This window comes from Salipiger sp. H15, assembly GCF_040409955.1.
Classification (GTDB): Bacteria; Pseudomonadota; Alphaproteobacteria; order Rhodobacterales; family Rhodobacteraceae; genus Salipiger.
In genome coordinates this window covers 2314156-2337569 of sequence record NZ_CP123384.1, presented here as the reverse complement: position 1 = coordinate 2337569, position 23414 = coordinate 2314156, and the positions used below count along the sequence as shown (strand labels likewise).

The following is a 23414-nucleotide window of genomic DNA, read 5'->3' as shown; positions in this document are numbered from 1 at the left end:
CCTACCCCAGCGCGCCGCTCGGACGCGCGCCCGTCACCACCGCCATGGTGGCCTGGTCGGTCATCTCGAGCTTGTCATCCTCGTCGAGCTCGAGAAGCTCGACAAGCCGCGCGCGGGCCCGGTTGACCCGGCTCTTGATCGTGCCCACCGCGACGCCGCAGGTCTCGGCCGCCTCCTCGTAGGAGAAGCCCTGCGCGCCGACGAGGATCAGCGCCTCGCGCTGTTCGTCGGTCAACTGCACGAAGGCCCGGCGGAAGTCGTTCATCTGCAACCGGCCGTCATGCGCCGGCTTCTCCGACAGGCTCTCGGTGAACACGCCCTCGGCGTCGGACACCTCGCGCCCGGCCTTGCGGCGGTTCGAGTAATAGGTGTTGCGCAGGATGGTGAAGAGCCAGGCGCGCATGTTGGTGCCCTGCTCGAACGTGTTGATCTTGGTCCAGGCCTTGACGAGCGTGTCCTGAACCATGTCGTCGGCCAGCGCGAAATTGCGCGTCAGCGAGAAGGCAAAGGCCCGCAGGGCGGGAAGATGGGTGACGATCTCGTCACGGGGATCGGAACTCATGCACCTGCCCCGCCCTTGTCGTCTCCGCCTGCACTGCCCTGCTCGTCCTGGGCGCGCAGCTGCGCGATCAGGTCGAGGAAGCGGTCGGGAACCTGTTCTTCGAGCATGTCCTGGTAGACACGCCGAAGGTTCTCGTCGATGGCTTCTGACTCTTTTGAATTCCGCCGCGATTGTACCATTGCTGCCAGTAGATCCTTGCCTTTGCAGTGCGTAAATTCTGCATCTATCTTTGTCGCATCGGGGAACCAATGCCGAGGTGCCGCGTTTGGTTCCCGAGAAAAGCGAAAAAAAGGACGTATTCATGACACAGGGTGATTTGGGCCAGACCATTGGCGCAGTCCTTCCCTACCTTCGCCGTTACGCGCGCGCGCTGACAGGCAGTCAGACATCGGGCGACAACTACGCGGCGGCGACCCTCGAAGCGATCCTCGCCGACCGTGGCGGTCTCACCGGGGCCAGCTCGCCCAAGGTGGGCCTGTTCCACGTCTTCCACGGCATCTGGGCCAGCACCGGCGCGCCGGTCACCGAAGAGGACGAAGGCCCCCGCGCCAAGGCGCAGGCCCGGCTCTCAAGCCTCACCGCCAACAGCCGCGAAGCGCTTCTCCTCCACACGATCGAGGAATTCTCGCTCTCCGAGGTGGCCGAGATCATGCAGATCTCCGAAACCGAGGCCGAGCAGCTCGTCTCCCTCGCCCGCCGCGAGATGGCCGATGCGGTCACCGGCCGCGTGCTCATCATCGAGGACGAGGCGATCATCGCCATGGACCTCGAGAGCATCGTCGCCGATCTGGGCCACCGGGTGACCGGCGTGGCCCGCACCCGCGCCGGCGCCGTCGATCTGGCCAACAAGGAAACCCCGGACCTCGTGCTGGCCGACATCCAGCTTGCCGACAATTCCTCGGGCATCGACGCGGTCAACGACATCCTCGGCGCCCTCGGCGACCGGCCGGTGATCTTCATCACCGCCTTCCCCGAGCGGCTGCTGACCGGCGAGCGCCCGGAGCCGGCCTTCCTGATCTCGAAGCCCTATTCCGAGGAGCAGGTCCGCTCGGCGGTGAGCCAGGCGATGTTCTTCTCCTCGACCGAGACGCTCAAGGCCTGAGACGCTCGGGGCCTGAGCGCCCGCGTTCTGCAAAATCCCTGACCGTCCAGAGAAAACCCCGCCGATCCGGCGGGGTTTTCCAATTTGGTCAACTCGTTAACATGTACACCCGGGGTCCTGTCTGAGATACCGCGGCGGAGCGGCCCGGCGGGCCGCCCCCCCGTGGCGGACCCGGCTCAGACCTTGCGGACGAACCGCATGATGAGCGTCACCACGAACAGCACCAGGAAGATGAAGAACAGCACCTGCGCGATGCCTGCCGAGGCGGACGCGATGCCGCCGAAGCCGAAGATGGCGGCCACGATGGCCACGACGAAAAACAGAAGTGCCCAGTAAAGCATTGTCGTTCCTCCTAAGAATGCAACTTTCAGGTCAGATGGTGGCGCGGGACGATTTCGGCCCGGCGATCAGCCAGATGATGAAGCCCAGCACCGGCAGCACGATGATGAGCAGCGTCCAGAGCACCTTGGACCCGGTGCTGGCGCCCGAGCCGAGCACCGAGACGATGGCCCAGATGTCGAGCACGAGGACGATGAATCCCCCGATCCCTGCAAATTCCATGGCGAACTCTCCTTGGTGGCGGTCGGAAGGCGCATCTTCCCGGCGCGGCGGCAAGGACCGCCGGCGCCGCGGGAAGGCTCCCGCGCGATCCGTCCAGTTTGATGATGTCAGGTCCGGTTCCGCGCGCCGCGCCTCGCCGTTCCGTCTCATGTCAAGAACACGCGATGTGGAAAAAGGTTCCGCGCGGTCAAACTGCCGCGATCTTCAGGCCCTTGCAAAGGCCTTTGCGGCGGGGTGCAACCGAGTCGCCGAGGCCTGGCTCCGACGGCCCGCAGCGGGCCCGGAGGCGGTATGCCCGCGCATACTGCATCAATCCGTCGCACCCACCCCCCGGACCGGATGAGCCCGGACCACCCCGCGGCAGGGGTGGTTTCCACGGGGCTCAGGACTTTGGAATGCATCGCATTTCCGTTACGTAAGCAAAGTTATTTACAAAATGCTGCAGTGCGGGGCAAATGTTTTACAAATAAAATCTTAGTTTACCGTAGCTTATTTAAATCTTTGCGATCTGGGGTATGATCAATCCAGGGATGGACATGGTCGCCGTGCGACTTCGGAGAAAACAGAGCTTTCAAGGATCGCGCCCCGGGGGGCAGATCCGGGAGACCCAGGGAGGACATCATGAAAGACGACGCCCAGACCGCGATCACCGGGACCTATGCCCCGTCCGAGGATTTCGTCGCGACCGCGCATGTTGACGCGGCGCGCTACGAGGAGATGTACGCGCGCTCGATCGCCGATCCGGACGGGTTCTGGGCCGAGCAGGCGCAGCGGCTCGACTGGATGGCGCGGCCGACGCGCATCAAGGACACCAGCTTCGAGCTCGGCAAGGTCTCGATCAAGTGGTTCGAGGACGGCGTGCTGAACGTCGCCTACAACTGCATCGACCGCCACCTGCCCGCCCGCGCGGGCCAGACCGCGATCATCTTCGAGCCCGACAATCCCGAGGATCCGGCGCGGCATATCACCTATGCCGAGCTCTACGACAAGGTGAACCGCATGGCCAACGTCCTGCTTTCGCAGGGCGTCATGCGCGGCGACCGCGTCGTCATCTACCTGCCGATGATCCCCGAGGCGGCCTATGCCATGCTCGCCTGCGCGCGCATCGGCGCGATCCATTCCATCGTCTTCGCCGGCTTCTCGCCCGACGCGCTCGCCAACCGCATCAACGACTGCGGCGCCAAGATCGTCATCACCGCCGACACCGCGCCGCGCGGCGGCCGCCGCACCGCGCTCAAGTCCAACACCGACGCAGCCCTCCTGCACTGCTCGGACAAGGTGCGCTGCCTCGTCGTCAAGCACACCGGCGACCAGACCAGCTGGATCGACGGGCGCGACGTCGACGTCAAGGCGCTGATGGAGACCGCCGGCCCCGACTGCCCGCCGCGGCCGATGAATGCCGAAGACCCCCTGTTCATCCTTTACACCTCGGGCTCGACCGGCAAACCCAAGGGGGTTGTACATTCGAGTGGTGGATATCTGGTTTACGCCGCCCTCACCCACGAGGTGGTCTTCGACTACCACGAGGGCGACATCTACTGGTGCAGCGCCGACGTCGGCTGGGTCACCGGCCACAGCTACATCGTCTACGGCCCGCTGGCCAACGGCGCCACAACGCTGATGTTCGAGGGCGTGCCGACCTGGCCCGACGCCTCGCGCTTCTGGCAGGTCTGCGAGAAGCACAAGGTGAACCAGTTCTACACCGCCCCCACCGCGATCCGCGCGCTGATGGGCCAGGGCGACACCTTCGTCGACGGCTGCGACCTGTCCTCGCTGAAGCTGCTCGGCACCGTCGGCGAGCCGATCAACCCCGAGGCCTGGAACTGGTACAACGACAAGATCGGCAAGGGAAAATGCCCGATCGTCGACACCTGGTGGCAGACCGAGACCGGTGGCCACCTGATGACCCCGCTGCCCGGCGCCCACGCGACCAAGCCGGGCGCGGCGATGAAGCCCTTCTTCGGCATCCTGCCGGTGGTGCTCGAGCCGACCTCGGGCGTCGAGATCACCGAGCGCCCGACCGAGGGCGTGCTTGCCATCAAGGACAGCTGGCCGGGGCAGATGCGCACCGTCTGGGGCGACCACGAGCGCTTCGAGCAGACCTATTTCCAGCAGTACAAGGGCTACTACTTCTCGGGCGACGGCTGCCGCGCCGACGAGGATGGCGACTACTGGATCACCGGCCGGGTCGACGACGTGATCAACGTCTCGGGCCACCGCATGGGCACCGCCGAGGTCGAGAGCGCGCTCGTCGCCCATGCCAAGGTCGCCGAGGCCGCCGTCGTCGGCTACCCGCACGCGGTCAAGGGCCAGGGCATCTACTGCTACGTGACGCTGATGAACGACGTCGAGCCCTCGGAGGACCTCAAGAAGGAGCTCCGCGCCTGGGTCCGCACCGAGATCGGCCCGATCGCCTCGCCCGATCTCATCCAGTGGGCCCCCGGCCTGCCGAAGACCCGCTCGGGCAAGATCATGCGCCGCATCCTGCGCAAGATCGCCGAGAACGACTACGGCGCCCTCGGCGACACCTCCACCCTCGCCGACCCCTCCGTCGTCGACGACCTCATCGAGAACCGCGCGAACAAGGGGTGAGCGAGATGGATGCGACAACCGTGACCCGCGCCCCCGTGCTGATCCTTCTCGGCCCTCCGGGGGCCGGGAAAGGCACCCAGGCCCGCAAGCTCGAGGAGACGTTCGGCCTCGTGCAGCTGTCCACCGGCGACCTGCTGCGCGCCGCCGTGGCCCAGGGCACCGAGGCCGGCAAGGCCGCGAAGGCGGTGATGGAGGCCGGCCAGCTGGTCAGCGACGAGATCGTCATCGCGATCCTGCGCGACCGGATCGCCGAGCCCGACTGCGCGCGCGGGGTGATCCTCGACGGCTTCCCGCGCACCACGGTGCAGGCCGAGGCGCTCGACACGCTGCTCGCCGAGAGCGGGCAGAAGATCAACGCGGCGATCAGCCTCGAGGTGGATGACGCCGCCATGGTGGACCGGATCTCGGGCCGCTACACCTGCGCCGCCTGCGGCGAGGGTTACCACGACAGGTTCAAGATGCCGAAGGAGAGCGGCACCTGCGACACATGCGGCGGGACGGAGATGAAACGCCGCGCCGACGACAAGGCGGAGACGGTGGCGTCGCGGCTCGAGGCCTACCACGCCCAGACCGCCCCGCTCATCGGGTACTACGAAGGCAAGGGCGCCCTCAGCCGCATCGATGCGATGGGCGCCATCGAGGAGATCGCCGCCGGGCTCGGCGCGATCGTGGAGAAAGCGACGGGCTGACCCGTCGGCGGCCGTTCGAAGGAGGAACGGTGGTCTTTCAGAGGAGGAGGAGCCGCCATGGCGGATCAATCTACGCACCATGCGCATGGCGCCGAGGAGGCCGGCAAGGCCTACTGGGCGGCCAACTTGCGTCTCATCTACATCAGCCTGGTCATCTGGGCGCTGTGCAGCTTCGGCTTCGGCATCCTGCTGCGCCCGATGCTCTCGGGGATCAAGGTCGGCGGGTCCGACCTCGGCTTCTGGTTCGCGCAGCAGGGCAGCATCATCGTCTTCCTGGCGCTGATCTTCTTCTACGCCTGGCGGATGAACAAGCTCGACCGTGAATACGGCGTGGACGAGGAGTAAGGCGCCATGGATCAGTTCACCATCAACCTGCTGTTCGTGGGCGCGTCCTTCGCGCTCTACATCGGCATCGCGATCTGGGCCCGCGCGGGCTCCACGTCGGAATTCTACGCCGCCGGACGCGGCGTGCACCCGGTCACCAACGGCATGGCCACCGCGGCGGACTGGATGTCCGCGGCCTCGTTCCTGTCGATGGCGGGCCTCATCGCCTTCACCGGCTATGACAACTCGGCCTACCTGATGGGCTGGACCGGCGGCTACGTGCTGCTGGCGCTGCTGCTTGCGCCCTACCTGCGCAAGTTCGGCAAGTTCACCGTCTCCGAGTTCATCGGCGACCGCTTCTACTCGCCGACCGCGCGCCTCGTGGCCGTGATCTGCCTGATCATCGCCTCGACCACCTACGTGATCGGCCAGATGACCGGCGTCGGCGTGGCCTTCGGCCGCTTCCTCGAGGTGGACAGCACCACCGGCCTGCTGATCGGCGCGGTGATCGTCTTCGCCTACGCGGTGTTCGGCGGCATGAAGGGCGTGACCTACACGCAGGTGGCGCAGTACATCGTGCTGATCCTCGCCTACACCATCCCGGCGATCTTCATCTCGCTGCAGCTGACCGGCAACCCGATCCCGGGCCTCGGCCTCTTCGGCACCGATGTCGCATCGGGCGAGCCGCTGCTGGCCAAGCTCGACCAGATCGTGCGTGAGCTCGGCTTCGGCGAATACACCGCCCACAACGGCGACACGTTCAACATGGTGCTCTTCACCCTGTCGCTGATGATCGGCACCGCCGGCCTGCCGCACGTGATCATGCGGTTCTTCACCGTGCCCAAGGTCTCGGACGCACGCTGGTCGGCCGGCTGGGCGCTTGTCTTCATCGCCCTGCTCTACCTGACGGCCCCGGCCGTGGGCGCGATGGCACGCCTCAACATCACCCAGCAGTTCTGGCCGGAAGGCACTGCCGGCAAGGCCGTCTCGCTCGAGCAGATCGAGAACGACCCGGCCTATGACTGGATGGAGACCTGGCAGAAGACCGGTCTGCTGACCTGGAACGACGCCAACGGCGACGGGCTGATCCAGTACTACAACGACAAGAACCCCGCGATGCAGGAGAAGGCGACCGCCGAGGGCTGGGCCGGCAACGAGCTGACCAAGTTCGACAACGACATCCTCGTGCTCGCCAACCCCGAGATCGCGCACCTTCCGGGCTGGGTGATCGGCCTCGTCGCCGCCGGTGGCCTAGCTGCCGCGCTCTCGACCGCGGCCGGCCTGCTGCTCGCCATCTCCTCGGCGGTCAGCCATGACCTCATCAAGGGCCAGATCAACCCGAACATCTCGGAAAAGGGCGAGCTGATGTCGGCCCGCGTCGCCATGGCCATCGCCATCGCCGTCGCGACCTGGCTCGGCATGAACCCCCCGGGCTTCGCGGCGCAGACCGTGGCACTGGCCTTCGGCCTTGCCGCAGCCTCGATCTTCCCGGCGCTGATGATGGGCATCTTCTCGAAGGTGAACAACAAGGGTGCCGTGGCAGGCATGATCGCCGGCCTGCTGGTCACGCTGGTCTACATCTTCCTGCACAAGGGCTGGTTCTTCATCCCCGACACCGCGAGCTACTCGGACGCCGATCCGCTGCTCGGCACCATCAAGTCGACCTCGTTCGGCGCGGTCGGGGCCCTGATCAACTTCGTCGTGGCCTTCACCGTCTCGGCGATGACCAAGCCCATCCCGCAGGAAATCTCGGCGCTGGTCGAGAGCGTGCGCATCCCGCGCGGCGCAGGCGCGGCCCAGGATCACTGATCGGTGACCCCGCGCGGGGGCGCAACAGCGCCCTCGCCCTAGGCAAAAGCCCCGCCCCGCGCTATGCCGGGGCGGGATTTTTTCTTCCGCGATTGCCCCTTATCGCACCACGGAGCGCCACGATGCCGATTGAGCCCGACGACCTGCGCCGTTTCCTGACCTCGGTGCACCCCTATGACGCGCTGGAATCCGATGCGCTCGACGTGCTCGTCCCGCAATTCCTGACCCGGACCTACAAGCCGGGCGAGGAGATCTATGCCGTCGGCAGCCAGCTCGAGGGTCTCTACCTCGTGCACACCGGCCAGGTGGAGATCCGCGACGAGAACGGCGTCGCCGTCTCGCTGCTGGGGCCGCGCAACTCGTTCGGCGAGCGCGGGCTGATGCGCGAGGGGCTGGCCGCCACCACCGCCAGCGCGCTCGACGAGACCGTGCTGCTGCTGCTGCCCGCCTATGCCTTCCGCGAGCTGGTCCACGACCACGCCGCCGCCCGCCGCTTCTTCGACCGCTCGCGCGCCGCGCGGCCGCGCAAGTCCGACCTCGCGCACAGCCGGGTCGAGACGCTGATGGCCCGCGCGCCGCTGACCGTGCCGCCCGAGACCCCCGCCCAGCAGGCCGCGCTGATGATGCGCGAAGAGGGCGTCTCGTCGCTCTGCATCACCGACCGCGGCGCGCTGATCGGCATCGTCACCATCCGCGACATCTCGAACAAGGTCGTCGCCGGCGGCATGGACACCAATATCCCGGTGGCCGAGATCATGACCCACGAGCCCGTCACCCTGCCGCCCTCGGCGATCGGCTCGGACGTGCTGCACACCATGGTCGAGCGCGGCATCGGCCACGTGCCGATCACCGAGGCGGGCCAGCTCGTCGGCATCGTCACCCAGACCGACCTCACCCGTTTCCAGGCGGTCAGCTCGGCCGAGCTCGTGGCCGCGATCGCCCGCGCCCGCACCCCCGAGCAGATGGCCGAGACCACCGCCCGCATCCCGCAGCTGCTGGCGCAGCTGGTCGCCGGCGGCAACCGCCACGAGGTCACCACGCGGCTGATCACCGACATCGCCGACACGGTCACCCGCCGCCTGCTGGCGCTGGCCGAAGAGGATCTCGGCAGCGCCCCGGTGCCGTGGCTCTGGCTGGCCTGCGGCTCGCAGGGGCGACAGGAGCAGACCGGCGTGTCGGACCAGGACAATTGCATGATCCTCGACGACAGCGCCACCGAACGCGACATGGAATACTTCGCGGAGATGGCGAAGTTCGTCTGCGACGGCCTTGACAAGGTTGGTTATTTCAACTGCCCCGGCGAGATGATGGCAACCAATCCGCGCTGGCTTCAGCCGCTGTCGAAATGGCGCGGCTACTTCCGCAGCTGGATCGACAAGCCCGTCCCCGAGGCGCAGATGCTGGCCTCGGTGATGTTCGACCTGCGCCCCATCGGCGGCACCAAGTCGCTGTTCGAGGAGCTGCAGGAAGAGACGCTGGAGCTCGCCTCGAAGAACTCGATCTTCGTCGCGCACATGATCTCGAACTCGCTCAAGCACACGCCGCCGCTCGGCCTGCTGCGCGGCTTTGCCACGATCCGCTCGGGCGAGCACAAGAACACCGTCGATCTCAAGCACAACGGCGTCGTGCCGGTGGTCGATCTCGCGCGGGTCTACGCGCTGCAGGCGCGCCTGCCTGAGGTCAACACCCGCGCCCGCATCGAGGCGGCGATCGCCTCCGGGACCGTCTCGGGCTCGGGCGGTCAGGATTTGCTCGATGCCTATGATCTGATTGCCGAAACCCGCCTCGAACATCAGGCGGGTCTGGTCAAGCGGGGCGAAAAGCCCGACAACTACCTTGCGCCGTCCGACCTGTCGGACTTCGAGCGCAGCCACCTGCGTGACGCCTTCGTGGTGATCAAGTCGATGCAATCGTCGATCGGCCACGGGCGCGGCATGCTGGGCTAAGGATCCGAGGGGGGAGACATGTTCTACGAATTGATCGCCGTGCTGGTGGCCGGGCTTGCCGGGGCCGGCGTGGTGATGCTGCTGAGCAAGGCAACCGGCGGACGTCTGCCGCGCTGGTTGATCCCGGTGGGCGCGGGCGCGGCGATGATCATCACCTCGATCGGCAGCGAGTACAGCTGGTACGGCAGCACCGCCGACTCCCTTCCCGACGGTGTCGAGGTGGTCGAGACCCATGCGTCGCGCGCGCTCTGGCGGCCCTGGACCTACGCCTTCCCGATGACCGACCGCTTCATCGCCGTCGATGCGGGCGGGCGGCGCGAGAACAGCCAGACGCCGGGGCTCTACCTCGCCGATCTCTACTTCTTCGCCCGCTGGCAGCCGACGCAGGTGGTCGAGGTGATGGTCGACTGCCCGGGCGGCCGGCGCGCCGACCCGATGGGCGGCGACGGCGGCGAGCCCCGCTGGCGCGATGTCGGGGCCGAGGACAGCATCGTCGCGGCGGTCTGCAGGCAGGCGCGCACATGACCCAGCTGAGCCTGCGCCTGCGCGTCTTCCTCTTCTTCGTGCTGATCGGTCTCGGCGGCGCGGCGGTGGTGGCGCTGGCGCTCTGGCTCGGCTACGGACGCGCGCTTGCGACCACACCGGAGAACGGCTTCGTCTTTGCCGGGATCCTCGCGACCTTCGGCCTTGTCGCGCTGGCGGCCGGGGTCTGGCTGCTCTTCGACGAGAACATCGCCAAGCCGGTCGAGCGCATCGCCTCGGAGATGCGCGTGCGCGCCCATGCCGGGATCGCCAACGGGGTCGACACCCACGGCGCGCGCTACCTCGGCGATCTGGCGCACGCGGCCGAGGCGGTCTCGTCCCGCCTGACCGACGCCGCGGTTGCCACGGCGCAGCGCGTCGCCGAGGAGACCGCGCAGCTTGCCGAGGACAAGGCGCGGCTGACCGCCCTGCTCTCGGAAATCCCCGTGGCGACGATCATGGTCAGCCCCAAGGGGCGGATCGTGCTCTATGACGGGCAGGCCGCCGAGGTGCTGAGCCAGATCCACGTGCCGCGGCTCAACGCGCCGATCACCGACTATTTCCTTGCCGCCGGGGTCGAGGCGGCGGTGCGCGAGATGCACCGCTCGGGCCGCGAGGTCACGCTCACCCTGCGCTCGGTGGACGAGGCGCAGGGCTACCGCGGCCGGATCAAGCCGCTCGACGCGGGCGGCTACCTGCTGATCATCGAGGATGCCGAGGCCCGGATCTCGCCGCAGGCCGAGCGGCCGATGGTCTTCGACTTCTCGCTGCTGCAGGCCCATGCCCCGGCCGCGGTCGAGGAGACGCCGCTGAGCAAGTTGACCTACGTGGTCTTCGACACCGAGACGACGGGCCTGCTGCCGCACAAGGACGAGGTGGTGCAGATCGGCGCGGTGCGGGTGCTGGGCGGGCGGATCGTGCCCGGCGAGCGGATGGACCAGCTGGTCGATCCCGGACGGCCGATCCCGCAGAGCTCGACGCAGGTGCACCGGGTGACCGACGCCATGGTCCGCGGCAAGCCCGACATCGCAGAGGCCGGGCGGCGCTTTCACCACTTCGCCCGCGGCGCGGTGATCGTCGCCCACAACGCCCCCTTCGACATGGCCTTCCTGCGCCGCCACCAGGCACGGATGGGGGTCGAGTGGAGCAACCCGATCCTCGACACGGTGCTGCTTTCGGCGGTGCTCTTCGGCGCGAGCCAGACCCACACGCTGGACGCGCTCTGCCAGCGGCTCGGCGTCACCATCCCGCCCGCCCTGCGCCACACCGCGCTCGGCGACGCGCAGGCGACGGCCGAGGTGCTGGTCAGGATGCTGCCGATGCTCGAGGCGCAGGGGATGACAACCTTCGGCGCGGTGCTGGAACAGACCCGGCAGCACGGGCAGCTTCTGGAAGACCTGAACTGAGGCTGTCGAGCGCCGCCTGAACCGCCTCGCGCGGGGCGGTGCCCAGCGGCAGCCGGGCCAGCGCCGCCAGCCGCGGCTCGAGCGCCCGCAGCCCCGCGTGCAGCGCGATGGCGCGGGGGATCACCTTCCCCTCACCCGCATCCGGCACCGGCCAGAAGGCGCAGACCGGCGGCGAATGCGCGTCTCCCGCGGGCAGCGCCGCCGCGGCCTCGCCGTCGAGCGCGACGATCATGTCGGCGCGCAGCCCCTCCGCGCCGAGCGGCACGGGCACCGGCGGCGCAAGACCCCGCGCCCCGAAAACCGCCACCAGCAGCGGGTCGATCCGCGCGGCGGGCGTCACCCCCGCGGCCATGACCCGGGCCTTCCCCCAGAGCTGCCGCCGCGCCAGCGCCGCGGCGAGCGGCGACAGCAGCGCCCCGTCCGCGCAGAGGAACAGCAGCCGCAGCCTGCCCCCGCGCGGCCACTCCGCCCCGGCCCGCCCGAGCGCCACGTCCGCCCCGAGCCAGTCGATCACATGCGCCAGCGCCCCCGGCACCGCGTGGTAGAGCCGGAGCGGCCCGCGCGCCCGCTGCACCAGCAGCCCCGCGCCGCAGAGCGCCGCCAAGTGGGTAGAAAGCGTCGAGGGCGGCACCCCCAGCGCCAGCGCGATCTCGCCCGCCGCAACCGCCTGCGGCAGGTGCCGCACCAGCAGCCGCAGCACCGCGACGCGCAGCGGGTTTCCGAGCAGGGCAAGACGGGCGAGACAGAGCTGGTCCATGCCCCTTCGCATAGCGCAGAGCCCTTGAAGGCAGGGTTAACGCGGCCATGCCCCGCGGCGCCTCACGCGCCCACTTGACCTTTTCCCGGCGCGGCCCTAGCGCTCTGCGCATGGCACAGGCACCCCTTCTCCAGCTCTCCGACATCTCGCTCACCTTCGGGGGCGAGCCCGTCTTTTCCGGCCTCTCGCTCAACGTCCAGCCCGGCGACCGCGTCGCGCTGGTCGGGCGCAACGGCTCGGGCAAATCCACCCTGATGAAGGTCATGGCGGGCTTCGTCGAACCCGACAGCGGCGAGCGCATCGTGCCGCCGGGCATCTCGGTCGGCTACATGGAGCAGGAGCCGGACCTCTCGGGCTTCGAGACGCTGGGCGACTATGCCGCCGAGGGGCTTGGCCCGGCCGAGATGTACAAGGTCGAGGCGGCGGGCGAAGGGCTCGGCTTCGATCCCGCGCGCCCCGTCGCCACTGCCTCGGGCGGCGAGCGCCGCCGCGCCGCGCTCGCCAGGCTGATGGCGCAGGACCCGGACGTGCTGCTGCTCGACGAGCCGACCAACCACCTCGACATCAACGCCATCGGCTGGCTCGAGGACGAGCTGAAGCGCACCCGCAAGGCCTTTGTCCTCATCTCGCACGACCGCCGCTTCCTCGAGAACCTGACCCGCGCGACGCTCTGGATCGACCGCGGCGCGGTGCGCCGGCAGGAACAGGGCTTCGCCGCCTTCGAGGCCTGGCGCGACAAGACCTGGGCCGAGGAGGACGAGGCCCGCCACAAGCTCGACCGCAAGATCAAGTCCGAGGCGAAATGGGCGGTCGAGGGCATCTCGGCCCGGCGCACCCGCAACCAGGGCCGCGTGCGCGCGCTGCAGGCGCTGCGCGCCGAGCGCTCGTCGCAGATCCGCCGGCAGGGCACCGCGGCGATGGAGCTGTCGTCCGGCCCGACCTCGGGCAAGAAGGTGATCGAGGCGACCGCCCTCACCAAGGGCTTCGGCGACAAGCAGATCGTCAAGGACTTCTCGCTGACCGTGATGCGCGGCGACCGCGTCGCCTTCGTCGGGCCCAACGGCGTCGGCAAGACCACCCTCATCCGCATGTTGATGGGCGAGATCGACGCCGATGCGGGCAGCGTCAAGCTCGGCACCAACCTCATGCCCGCGGTCTTCGACCAGACCCGCGCCCGGCTCGACCCGGAGATGACGCTCTGGGAAAGCCTCACCGGCGATCCCGAGATGCGCGTCTCGGGCAAGGCCGACCAGGTGCTGGTCCGCGGCCAGCCCAAGCACGTCGTCGGCTACCTCAAGGACTTCCTCTTCGACGAGCGCCAGGCGCGCGCGCCCGTGCGCTCGCTCTCGGGCGGCGAGAAGGCGCGGCTGCTGCTGGCCAAGATCATGGCGGGCGAGAGCAACATGCTGGTGCTGGACGAGCCGACCAACGATCTCGACGTGGAAACGCTCGACCTGCTGCAGGACCTCCTCGGCGAGTATGACGGCACGGTGCTGCTGATCAGCCACGACCGCGACTTCCTCGACCGCGTCGCCAGCACGACCATCGCCATGGAAGGCGACGGCCGCGCCGTGGCCTATGCCGGTGGCTGGAGCGACTACCAGGCGCAGAAGGCCGAGGCAGAGGCCGGCAGCGCGCCGAAGCCGGCCCCGGCCGCAAAGCCCGGCAAGGAGGCCCCCGCCGCCGCGCCGAAGCCCAAGGCCGCGGCCAAGGGGCTCAGCTTCAAGGACAAGCACCGGCTGGAAGAACTGCCCGGGCTGATCGACCGGCTCGGCGCCGAGATCGGCAAGCTCGAGGAGCTGCTGGCCGATCCCGCGCTCTTCACCCGCGAGCCGATGAAGTTCAAGAAGGCCACCGAGGCGCTGACCGAGCGGCAGGAAAAGCTCGCCGCCGCCGAGGAGGAATGGCTGGACCTGGCCGAGAAGGCGGAAGCCGCGGGCTGAGCCCGCCCACTCTCCAAGAAGACTGGCAGGAGCCTTCGAAGGCTCTTGCCCCCCGCCCGACCCTATTCGCCCGGCTGGCCCAGCGGCAGGCGCTTCTCGGCAATCACCATGATGCCCACGGTCAGCAGGATGCGCACGACGTGGTGCAGGCTGACCAGCGCCGGGTTCGCCGCCAGCGACAGCGCGATGATCGACATCTCCGTCACGCCGCCCGGCGCGTAGGAGATCATCAGGTGCAGGAAGGGGATCTCGGTCGCCGCGGTCAGCGCCAGTGCGAAGGCTGCCCCGAGCGCCAGCATCCAGCCCACCGACAGCAGGCTCAGCCCCGCCGAGCGGCGCAGCATCGCCCCGGTCATGCCGGTGAAGCGCACGCCGAGCGAGCTGCCCACCACCACCTGCGCCGCGGCGATCAGCCAGAACGGCAGGTGCATGTCGACGAGCCCCGACAGGGTCAGCGCGGCGGACAGCAGCAGCGGCCCGGTGATCTGCCCGGCGGGCAGCTTGATCTTCGAGGCGGCGAAGAGCCCGGCCAGCGTGGCAAGGACGACCACCAGGAGCTCGCCCGCGCTCGCGGGGGCCGTCGGCATCACGCTCTGCCCCGCCGCGCTGCCGACCGGGTGGCCGATCCACAGCGACAGCGCCGAGGGCAGGATCGCGATGACGAGGATGATGCGCAGGAACTGCTGCGCGGTCAGCAGCCGCAGATCCGCCCCCGACTTCTCGCCAAGCACGAGGCTCTCCATCAGCCCGCCCGGCGCGCCGGCGTAGAAGGCCGTGGCCCGGTCATAGCCGCCGAGGCGGTGGAAGATCAGGAAGTTGCCCGCCTGGCAGAGCAGCACGAAGACCAGCAGCGCCGAGAGCGTCAGCGGCAGATCGGGCAGCAGCGCGAAGACCTCGGGCGAGACCTGCGTGCCGATCATCACCCCGATGAGCCCGATGAAGAGCGTGCGGAACTTCATCGGGTAGGCGTAATCGGCCAGCCCGCGCGTCTGGAAGAGCGCGACGGCAAGGCCGGAGGTGAAGAGCGAGCCCAGCATATAGGGCATCGGCAAATGCGCGTGCTGGGCGATCCAGCCCCCGGCCCCGCCCGCGAGCAGCAGGCAGGCAGTGGTGAAGATCATCCGCAGCGAGAGGGTGGAGAGACTCATGTCCGGACATAAGCGCAAGCGGCCAGCAGGTGCAACGGGCGGCGGGATGCGCGCCGCCACCCCCCGCCCCGCGGGCCCGCCCCGGGACAGGTGACCCCGGAAGAACCGCCCGCGGCTTCTTCTCTTTCCAAATACGCCCGCGTGCCGGCGGGACCCGCGCGGCGCCGGGGTCTCAGCGCGCCAGGTCCCCCGCGATGCGGTCGGCGAGCTGGTCGGTGGCGCGGCCGGCGGCGGCGGCGATGGCCTGCGCGCTCGCCGCGGCGAGCGGCACGGTGATCTCGAAGCGGCTGACCCGCTCGCGGATCACCCGGTCGTAGGACGAGAGCGCGTATTGGCCCTTGAGCCGGAAGAACCCGTTCTCGCTGGCCACCGCCTCGGAGATGCGCACATGCACCGCCGCCTGCGCCGGCTCCTCCAGCGGCCAGGGCTCGGCGGCCACGGTGGCGCCGCTGATCAGCCCCAGCCGCTCGGCCAGCGCCTGGGTCATGGCACGGCGCGGATCGTCGGCCCAGAGCGCGCCCTCGACCTGGCTCATCGCGCCGCTTTGGTCCTCGAGCAGGATCTCGGAGGCATCGGCATAGGCGGGCAGCGAGACCTCGCGCACCTCGAGCGTGCCGACGGCAAGGCGGACGGAGGCGGCGGGCGGCGCGCTTTCCATCCGGAAGCGTTGCTCGTCGCCGCAGGCGGCGGCAAGCAGCGGCAGCAGCAGGAGCGGAAGGGTCGTCGTGAGGCGCATGCGGGGTCTCCTCTCAGCGGCCGAAGAGCAGCGAGTTGGGGTTGCGTTCGATCGAGCGGGCGAGCTTGTTCAGCGCCTCGGCGGCGGTCTGAACCTCGCGCAGCGCCGAGACGGTCTGGCGGTTGAAGGCGGAGTTGCCGTCATAGCCCGAGATCACCGATTCCGCCTCGGCGACGAGGCGCTGGATGCGGGCCGAGAGGTCGGGCAGCGTCGCCGCCGCCTCCTCGACCGCCGCGGCGGCGTCGCGCGCCGAGGCAAGCGTGGCATTGGTGTTCTCGATCACGCCCCCGGCGCGCAGCTCGGAGAGCGCGCCCTGCGCCTCCTGCAGCATGGCCGAGAGGTCGGCGGGCAGCTGGCGGGTGCTGTCCTGGTCGACGAACTTGCCCGCGCCGTCGAGGAACTGCCCGGCATCGGCGAGGAAGCTCTCGAGGTCGAGCGCGGTGGCCTTCTGGGTGAGCGCGCGCAGGTCCTCGACGAGGTCGGGCACGCCGGCCATGGTCTCGTCGACGGATCCCGCGACACCGCTCACCTCCTCGGCGGCGGCCTCGGCCGCCTCGAGCGCGTCGACCAGCTGCTGCACCGCGCCGGCGGCGCGCATGTCCTCGATCACCCCGCGCAGCTCGGCGACGGTGCCGCGCAGCTCGCCGGGGATCGCCTTGATCTCCTCCGATCCGATCAGCCCGCGCGCGTCCTCGAGCAGGCCGATGACCGCCTCGGGCGCGTCGCGCAGCCGCGGGTTGGCGGTGAAGTTCTCGATCGAGGCAAGCGTGTCGATGGCCTGGTCGAGCAGCTCCTCGACCGGCAAGTCGTTGATGCGCTGGAACAGCCCCTCGGCGGTAGCGGTGATGTCGGGCAGGTCGGATTCCACGGTCGGGATCAGCGGCGCGTCCTGCGCGAAGATGCCGAAGGTGGCGGGCTCGGCGTCGGGGATCTCGGCCAGTTCCACCACCAGCGACTGGGTGAAGAGGTTCTGCGAGGCAAGCCGCGCGCGCAGCCCGTTCTTCACCGCGTTGGCAAGGAAGGCGATGGTGTCGGCCTGCGGCGCGTCCTCCTCGAGGCCGAGCGCGCGCGGGTCGATCGACAGCGTCGTGCGCAGCCGCACGGTCTGGTTCTCGCCCTCGCCGTCGATGAAGGCGCCGATGGCGGTGACCCGTCCGACCCGCAGGCCGCGGTAGGTGACCGACGAGCCGACCTCGAGCCCGCGCACCGACTCATCGAACTCGGCGGTCAGCTCGACCGCGTTCGAGATGGTCTCGGAGAACAGGCTGTCGCGCGCCGCGGCCTCGTCGTCGTAGAGGTCGAAGGCATAGCCCGCGGGCACCGGGCTGCCGCCCGAGACCACCGTGTCGAAGGCGATGCCGCCGCGGATCAGCGCCGCGACCGAGCCGACCGAGAGGTTGAGCCCCGAGGGGCCGATGTTGACCGAGAAGCCCGAGGTGTCCCAGAACCGCGTCGCGGTGGTGATGCGGCGGTCGTTCGGGGATTCGATGAAGGCATCCACGACCACGCCGTTGCCACGCTCGAGCAGGCGCGGCGTCTCGATCCGGCCGACCTCGATCCCCTGGTAGAAGATCGGCGCCCCGGCCGAGAGCTGCGTGCCGTCCTCGGCGCGGATGGTGATGCGGGTGCCCTTCACGCCGGGCCGCACCAGCGGCGTCTGGTCGAGGCCGCGGAAGCTGCGCGCCTGCGAGCCCTCTTCCGGGGTGAAGCCGGCCTCGATGTAGACGCCCGAGAGCACCGTCGAGAGGCCGCTGATGCCCGAGGCCGAGACCTCGGGGCGCACCACCCAGAACTCGGCGTCGTCGGGCAGCGAGTCGGCGACGTTGCGGTCGATCCGGGCGCTGACCCGCACCTCCGCGAGGTCGTCCGAGAAGACCACCTCCTCGACCGTGCCGACGATCACGTCGCGGTAGCGGATGGTGGTTTCCTCGGCGGTGATGCCGGCGGCGTTCTCGAAGGTGATCTCGATCCGGGCGCCGCGCTCGGCAAAGCTCTGCCACGCGACGAAGAGCGTGACCGCCAGCGCCGCGATCGGCACCAGCCAGACCAGCGAGAGGTTGCGCCATGCCGAGCGGCGCTGCGGTTCGACCTCCAGGGATGCCGGTTTCGGGTCACTCATGTTTCAGGGTCCTCGCTCGCATCCCAGATCAGCCTCGGGTCGAAGCTCTGTGCCGAAAGCATTGTGAATGCAACGGAAAGTGCAAAGCTTATCGCTGCAATCCCGGGATTGATCGCCGCGGCGAAGTCGAGCTGCACGAGCGATGCAAGAATGGCCACCACGAAGACGTCGATCATCGACCAGCGGCCGACGAATTCCACCACCTCGTAGAGGTGCTGGCGCGTGCCGGGCGCCAGCTTCACCCGGTGGGTCACGCTGAGCGCGAGGTAGGCGATGGCGATGAACTTGGAGATCGGGATCATGATCGAGGCGAAGAAGACGATCCCGGCGATGCCGTAGGCGCCGTGGTGCATGAGGTCGAGCACCCCGCCGAAGATCGTGCTGTCGGTGGTCTTGCCGAGCAGCGTCGTCTTCAGCATCGGGTAGACATTGGCCGGCACGTAGACCACCAGCCCCGCCCCCAGCCAGGCCCAGACCCGCTGCAGCGAGGTCTCGTCGCGGCTGCTGAGGCGCGAGCCGCAGCGCTCGCAGCGCTCGGGGCCCGGCACGTGGACCTTGCCGCATTCGGTGCAGGCGATCATGCCGGCGCGGCGCGCGGTCAGGACCGGCGCGTTTCGAGCGTCTTCCATACGGTCACCCTGCACATGAAGTTGTCCTTGAGCACGGTGACGATCACCAGCGCCACGAAGGCCCAGAAGGCCGGGCCGATCGACAGGTGCGCCAGCCCCGCCACCTTGACCAGCGCCACCGCGACGCCGACGATGAACACCTCGGCCATGGCCCAGGGCTGCAGGTGGTCGGCAAGGCGGAAGAAGAACTCCGCGTGCCGGGCCGGGCGGTGGCCGAAGGCCATGGGCGCCAGCACGTAGACCAGCGACAGGAAGCGGATCGACGGAAGGATGACGATCAGCGCCGCCATGGCGATGGTCAGCGGCGCCGTCAGCCCGTTCGAGAAGGCGAGGATCGTGTCGAGCAGCGAGCTGCGCTGCACCCGCCCCGCCACCGAGAGCTCGAGGAAGGGAAAGAAGATCGCCGCCACCATCAGCACCAGCGCCGAGAGCGCCAGCATGATGATCCGCGTCATCGCCATGCTGCGCGGCGCCTGCAGCACCTCGTGGCAGCGCGCGCAGCGGGCGGTCTCGCCGGTGGCCACGTCGCGCTCCTCGTGCAGCGTGTCGCAGAGCGGGCAGGCAATGAGATGCGAGGCCTGCTCCGCGGTGAAGGCGGGCGGCGGCATGGCCGGAGAAATCTGCGGCGGCAGTTCGGAGGCAATGGCGTCGGCGAGGCTCATGCGCCCAATCTAGAGCGCGGCGCACGGCAAGGAAAGGTCTGGCGCGCCAGAGCTTTCACGCTGCCTGCCAAGCGGGCAATCCTGCCGCGCCCGCCGCCGGACCGGGGCGGCTCCATCGACAAGCGGGGGGCGAGCCGCTACCACTTCGGGCAGAAAAAGCAGCAACGTGGAGGTCGAGCCAGATGAAATGTTTCTACGCCCCCGAGACCGAGGGGCACGACCCGAGCTTCCGTCTCACCCATGGCACGGTGGTGCGCAACGCCGAGCGGGCCGAGCGCGCGATGCTGCTGCTCGACGGGCTTTCGCGGCTCGATCTCGGCACCGAGAGCCCGCCGGAAGCGCCGCGCGCGACGCTCGAGGCGGTGCACACGCCGGAGTTCTTGCGCTTTCTCGAAACCGGCTGGGAGGCGTGGCAGAAGCTGCCGAACGCCGGTCCCGAGGTGGTGCCCAACGTCTTTCCGCGCGGGCCGGTGACCACCTACCCCGAGACCATCGTCGCCCGCGCCGGCTGGCACATGTCCGACACCTCGGCGCCGATCGGCCCGAAGAGCTGGCTGGCCACCCGCCGCGCCGCCGACTGCGCCGTGGCCGCCGCCGAGGCGGTGATGGCGGGCGAGCGCGCGGCCTACGCGCTCTGCCGCCCGCCGGGGCACCACACCACCGCCGACGTGGCGGGCGGGCACTGCCTGATGAACGTCACCGCCATCGCCGCGCAGCACCTGCGCCGGGCGCACAGCCACGTCGCGGTGCTCGACATCGACGTGCACCACGGCAACGGCACGCAGGCGATCTTCTACGACCGCGCCGACGTGCTGATGGTCTCGGTCCATGCCGAGACGCATGACTACTACCCCTTCTACACCGGCTATGCCCACGAGACGGGCAGCGGCGCGGGACGGGGGTTCAACCTCAACCTGCCGCTGCCGCGCAGCACCACCGACGCGGGCTGGCTCGCCGCCCTCGATCATGCGCTCGAACGCATCGCCGCCTATGCGCCCGGCGCGCTGGTGCTCAGCCTCGGGCTCGACGCGCATGAAAATGACCCCCTTGACGGCATGAAGGTCAGCTTCGATGGTTTCGCCGAAGCGGGACGCCGGATTGCCGCGGCGGGTTACCCCACGGTGATCGTGCAGGAGGGCGGATACCTGTCCCCCGACCTTGCCACGTCGCTGACCTCCTTCATGGGAGGGTTTCTCGGCAAGGACCCGCGCGCAGCCTGATGGCGCGTCAAACAGGAATTCGGAGTTAACAGATGAACAAGATCCCCAATTCGCTGCATGCCTCGGACATCGCACACAGCATGCACCCCTACACGAACATGCGCCTCCACGAGGAGCAGGGGCCGATGATCATCACCCGTGGCGAGGGCGTCCACGTCTACGATTCCGAGGGCAAGCAGTACATCGAGGGGCTCGCCGGTCTCTGGTCCGTCGCCGTCGGCTTCTCGCAGCCGCGCCTCGTCGAGGCCGCCGCGCGGCAGATGGCCGAGCTGCCCTACTACCACAGCTTCGCGCACAAGGCGCATGAGCCCTCGATCCGCCTTGCCGAGAAGCTGGCCGAGATGTCGCCCGAGGGCATGAACCGGGTGTTCTTCACCAACTCCGGCTCCGAGGCGAACGACACCGTCATCAAGATGGTCTGGTTCTACAACAACGCGCTCGGCCGCACCGGCAAGAAGAAGTTCCTCGCCCGCAACAAGGGCTACCACGGCATCACCGTGGCCTCGGGCTCGCTGACCGGCCTGCCGGCGAACCACAAGGACTTCGACCTGCCGGCGATCCCGGTCACCCACCTCACCTGCCCGCATTACTGGAAATGGGCCGAGGAGGGCGAGACCGAAGCCGAGTTCACCGCGCGCCTGCTGAAAGAGGCCGAGGACACCATCCTCGCCGAGGGCCCCGAGACCATCGCTGCCTTCATCGGCGAGCCGGTGATGGGCGCCGGTGGCGTAATGACCCCGCCCGAGGGCTACTGGCCGGGCATCCGCGCGCTCTGCGACAAGTACGACATCCTGCTGGTCTCGGACGAGGTCATCAACGGCTTCGGCCGCTGCGGCGCGCCCTTCGGCTGCCAGAAATACGGCTTCACGCCCGACATCATGGTGACCTCGAAGCAGCTCACCTCGTCCTACATGCCGCTGGCCGCGATCATCGTGAACGACAAGGTCTATGGCACCATCGCCGATCACACCGCCAAGCTCGGCACCTTCGGCCACGGCTTCACCGGCTCGGGGCACCCGGTCGCCTGCGCGGTGGGGCTCGAGAACCTCAAGATCATCGAGGAACAGGACCTCATGGGCAACGCCGCCCGGCTCGAGGCGAAGTTCCAGGAGGGGCTGCGCAAGTTCGCCGATCATCCGCTGGTCGGCGAGGTGCGCGGTGTCGGCCTCATCGCCGGGATCGAGCTTGCCAAGGACAAGGCCAAGCGCCTCAGCTTCGAGCCCGCGGGCAAGGTCGCGCCGCAGGTGGTGAAGTTCTGCGCCGAAGAGGGCCTGATCCTGCGCGCGGTCTACGAGACCGTGGCGCTCTGCCCGCCGCTGATCGTCACCGAGGAGGACATCGACCAGATCCTCGCCCGGCTCGGCCGCGCGCTCGACCGCGGCTGGGAGTGGGTGCAGGCCGAGGGCCTCGTCTGAACTCCAGCATTCTCCGAACAGGAAAGGGCGCCCCGCGGGGCGCCCTTTTCGCCTAATCGCGAGCCGCTCACCGGCCCACCCCCCTCAAAAGGCGTGTATCCCTGCCACCCTTCTGATCTCGCTCTCGTGCAATGATACATCTTGGCATGTATTCCGGCGCGAATATATATGTTGCAATATCTTGTTCCTCTCGGCGCTTTGCAGCAGTGGCATTCCATGACAGCCAGACAGGCACAACTTGACGAGGCCCTCTCGAGGATCGCGGAAGCGATAGACCCCGACGCCACCGTCCCGGTCCCGCAACAGCTGCGCGGCGCGCTCGAGTTCGGCATCGCCTCCGGGGAATTGCCGATCGGCGCACGGCTGCCCTCGGTGCGCGCGCTGGCGCGGCAGCTGAACCTGTCCCCGGTCACCGTCAGCAATGTCTACGCGGCTCTGCAGGGTGCCGGGCACGTCGAGGGGCGCGTCGGCTCCGGCACCTATGTCAGCCCGAACGCGCCCGTCGCCGACCCCGAGAAGTTCCACGCGCTGGAGCGGGCAATCACCAACCTCATCTCGCTGGCCCGTGACTGCGGCATCGACCGCGCCGAGCTTGCCACGCGCATCGGCATGGACCGGCCGCGCAACGCCCGCGCGCTGCGGGTGCTGATGCTGGGCAATTTCGCCGAGGCGACCCGCGCCTATGCCGCCGACGTGCGCCCGCACCTCGCGCCCGGCGACAGCATCGAGCCGCGGCTGATCGACGAGATCGAGGCCGCGCCGCCGCAGGATTTCGACATCGTCCTGTCGCCGCGCACGCTGCTGCCGCGGGCGCGCGAGCTCTTCCCGAATGCCGAGGTGCTCGGCCTCACGGTCATCCCGAACGAGGCGACGCGGGTGGCGCTGGCCGCCATCCCGCCCGAGGCGACGGTGGTGGGCTATTCCTACTTCCCGACCTACGTGTCGATGATGAAGGCCAACGTCATGCGCTACGCGCCGCACCTGAGCCAGCTCAGCATGGTGGTGCGCGGCGACGAGAGCGAAGAGGCGCGCGCCCGCATCGCCGATGCCGACGTGCTGATCTACGCCACCGGCGCCGATTACCTCGCGGCGCGGCTCGCGCCCGGACAGAGCGCCTTCGAGTACCGACACACCCCCGACAGCCAGGAGCTGCGCAACACGCTGCCACCGCTGCTCGACCGCTGCCGCCGGCGCGAGGCGCCGCTGGCCTCCACCGCCTGAGAGAATTCCGCCGCCGGAAACGGAAACGGGCGGCCCCCTTTGCGGTGCCGC

At 68.9% G+C, this 23414-nt stretch carries 22 protein-coding genes; 12 read left to right on the top strand and 10 right to left on the bottom strand.

Annotation, left to right across the window (positions count from 1 at the left end; all coding sequences use genetic code 11):
- Nucleotide 1 precedes the first annotated feature (1 nt).
- On the bottom strand, nt 2-562 hold the full coding sequence (locus PVT71_RS11340; RefSeq protein WP_353471893.1) for an RNA polymerase sigma factor: 561 nt from the start codon (nt 560-562) through the stop codon (nt 2-4).
- On the bottom strand, nt 559-741 hold the full coding sequence (locus tag PVT71_RS11335) for a NepR family anti-sigma factor (RefSeq protein ID WP_353471892.1): 183 nt from the start codon (nt 739-741) through the stop codon (nt 559-561). Before PVT71_RS11335 ends, PVT71_RS11340 begins: the two co-directional genes overlap by 4 nt.
- Before the next feature lie 122 nt (nt 742-863).
- Between PVT71_RS11335 and PVT71_RS11330 the strand changes: the two genes are divergently transcribed.
- Nucleotides 864-1664, top strand: coding sequence for a response regulator (locus PVT71_RS11330; protein WP_353471891.1), 801 nt, complete (start codon nt 864-866; stop codon nt 1662-1664).
- Between the two features lie 176 nt (nt 1665-1840).
- Here PVT71_RS11330 and PVT71_RS11325 read toward each other — a convergent pair whose 3' ends face one another.
- Nucleotides 1841-2005, bottom strand: a complete 165-nt coding sequence (locus PVT71_RS11325) for a DUF1328 domain-containing protein (protein WP_194138119.1) — start codon at nt 2003-2005, stop codon at nt 1841-1843.
- Nucleotides 2006-2036: 31 nt separating this feature from the next.
- Nucleotides 2037-2225, bottom strand: coding sequence for a PLD nuclease N-terminal domain-containing protein (locus PVT71_RS11320; RefSeq protein ID WP_353471890.1), 189 nt, complete (start codon nt 2223-2225; stop codon nt 2037-2039).
- A gap of 621 nt (nt 2226-2846) precedes the next feature.
- On the opposite strand from PVT71_RS11320, the gene acs reads away from it, so the two are divergent.
- The 7 genes from acs (at nt 2847) to PVT71_RS11285 (ending at nt 11513) form a co-directional block, all read left to right on the top strand.
- Nucleotides 2847-4817 (top strand): acetate--CoA ligase, encoded by a 1971-nt coding sequence (gene acs, locus PVT71_RS11315; RefSeq protein ID WP_353471889.1) that lies wholly within the window; start codon nt 2847-2849, stop codon nt 4815-4817.
- Between the two features lie 5 nt (nt 4818-4822).
- Nucleotides 4823-5506 (top strand): adenylate kinase, encoded by a 684-nt coding sequence (locus PVT71_RS11310; protein WP_353471888.1) that lies wholly within the window; start codon nt 4823-4825, stop codon nt 5504-5506.
- A 57-nt stretch (nt 5507-5563) separates the two neighbouring features.
- The gene (locus tag PVT71_RS11305; RefSeq protein ID WP_353471887.1) at nt 5564-5851 is read left to right on the top strand and encodes a DUF4212 domain-containing protein; all 288 of its coding nucleotides are present in this window, start codon (nt 5564-5566) and stop codon (nt 5849-5851) included.
- 6 nt (nt 5852-5857) lie between these two features.
- Entirely contained in the window at nt 5858-7639 is a 1782-nt protein-coding gene (locus tag PVT71_RS11300) for a sodium:solute symporter family protein (RefSeq protein ID WP_353471886.1), read from the top strand.
- A gap of 122 nt (nt 7640-7761) precedes the next feature.
- Nucleotides 7762-9585, top strand: a complete 1824-nt coding sequence (locus PVT71_RS11295; RefSeq protein WP_353471885.1) for a DUF294 nucleotidyltransferase-like domain-containing protein — start codon at nt 7762-7764, stop codon at nt 9583-9585.
- 18 nt (nt 9586-9603) lie between these two features.
- Nucleotides 9604-10110 (top strand): hypothetical protein, encoded by a 507-nt coding sequence (locus tag PVT71_RS11290; protein WP_353471884.1) that lies wholly within the window; start codon nt 9604-9606, stop codon nt 10108-10110.
- A complete protein-coding gene (locus PVT71_RS11285; protein WP_353471883.1) occupies nt 10107-11513 on the top strand; it encodes an exonuclease domain-containing protein in 1407 nt (468 codons plus the stop codon). The genes PVT71_RS11290 and PVT71_RS11285 overlap by 4 nt, the downstream gene beginning before the upstream one ends.
- Here the strand turns inward: PVT71_RS11285 and PVT71_RS11280 are convergent.
- Nucleotides 11413-12270: a helix-turn-helix domain-containing protein gene (locus PVT71_RS11280; RefSeq protein WP_353471882.1), complete on the bottom strand. Its 858-nt coding sequence runs from the start codon at nt 12268-12270 to the stop codon at nt 11413-11415. The genes PVT71_RS11285 and PVT71_RS11280 overlap by 101 nt on opposite strands.
- 110 nt (nt 12271-12380) lie before the next feature.
- On the opposite strand from PVT71_RS11280, the gene PVT71_RS11275 reads away from it, so the two are divergent.
- On the top strand, nt 12381-14213 hold the full coding sequence (locus PVT71_RS11275) for an ABC-F family ATP-binding cassette domain-containing protein (RefSeq protein ID WP_353471881.1): 1833 nt from the start codon (nt 12381-12383) through the stop codon (nt 14211-14213).
- 62 nt (nt 14214-14275) lie between these two features.
- Here PVT71_RS11275 and PVT71_RS11270 read toward each other — a convergent pair whose 3' ends face one another.
- From PVT71_RS11270 to PVT71_RS11250, 5 genes are all read right to left on the bottom strand, one after another.
- Complete coding sequence (locus PVT71_RS11270) at nt 14276-15361, bottom strand: AbrB family transcriptional regulator (RefSeq protein WP_353471880.1); 1086 nt, start codon at nt 15359-15361, stop codon at nt 14276-14278.
- Nucleotides 15362-15533: 172 nt separating this feature from the next.
- Entirely contained in the window at nt 15534-16097 is a 564-nt protein-coding gene (locus tag PVT71_RS11265; protein ID WP_353471879.1) for an ABC-type transport auxiliary lipoprotein family protein, read from the bottom strand.
- Nucleotides 16098-16110: 13 nt separating this feature from the next.
- Nucleotides 16111-18216 carry an MlaD family protein gene (locus tag PVT71_RS11260; protein ID WP_353471878.1) on the bottom strand — a complete coding sequence of 702 codons (2106 nt, stop codon included), beginning with the start codon at nt 18214-18216 and terminating at the stop codon, nt 16111-16113.
- A complete protein-coding gene (locus PVT71_RS11255) occupies nt 18213-18845 on the bottom strand; it encodes a paraquat-inducible protein A (RefSeq protein ID WP_353471877.1) in 633 nt (210 codons plus the stop codon). The genes PVT71_RS11260 and PVT71_RS11255 overlap by 4 nt, the downstream gene beginning before the upstream one ends.
- Nucleotides 18815-19453 carry a paraquat-inducible protein A gene (locus PVT71_RS11250; RefSeq protein ID WP_353473871.1) on the bottom strand — a complete coding sequence of 213 codons (639 nt, stop codon included), beginning with the start codon at nt 19451-19453 and terminating at the stop codon, nt 18815-18817. Before PVT71_RS11250 ends, PVT71_RS11255 begins: the two co-directional genes overlap by 31 nt.
- 236 nt (nt 19454-19689) lie before the next feature.
- Here PVT71_RS11250 and PVT71_RS11245 point away from each other — a divergent pair, with 236 nt between their 5' ends.
- The 3 genes from PVT71_RS11245 to PVT71_RS11235 all read left to right on the top strand — a co-directional run bounded on the left by PVT71_RS11245 (nt 19690) and on the right by PVT71_RS11235 (nt 23363).
- On the top strand, nt 19690-20727 hold the full coding sequence (locus PVT71_RS11245) for a histone deacetylase family protein (RefSeq protein WP_353471876.1): 1038 nt from the start codon (nt 19690-19692) through the stop codon (nt 20725-20727).
- Between the two features lie 32 nt (nt 20728-20759).
- Nucleotides 20760-22142: an aspartate aminotransferase family protein gene (locus tag PVT71_RS11240; protein ID WP_353471875.1), complete on the top strand. Its 1383-nt coding sequence runs from the start codon at nt 20760-20762 to the stop codon at nt 22140-22142.
- A gap of 216 nt (nt 22143-22358) precedes the next feature.
- Complete coding sequence (locus PVT71_RS11235; protein ID WP_353471874.1) at nt 22359-23363, top strand: GntR family transcriptional regulator; 1005 nt, start codon at nt 22359-22361, stop codon at nt 23361-23363.
- The last annotated feature ends 51 nt before the right edge of the window (nt 23364-23414 follow it).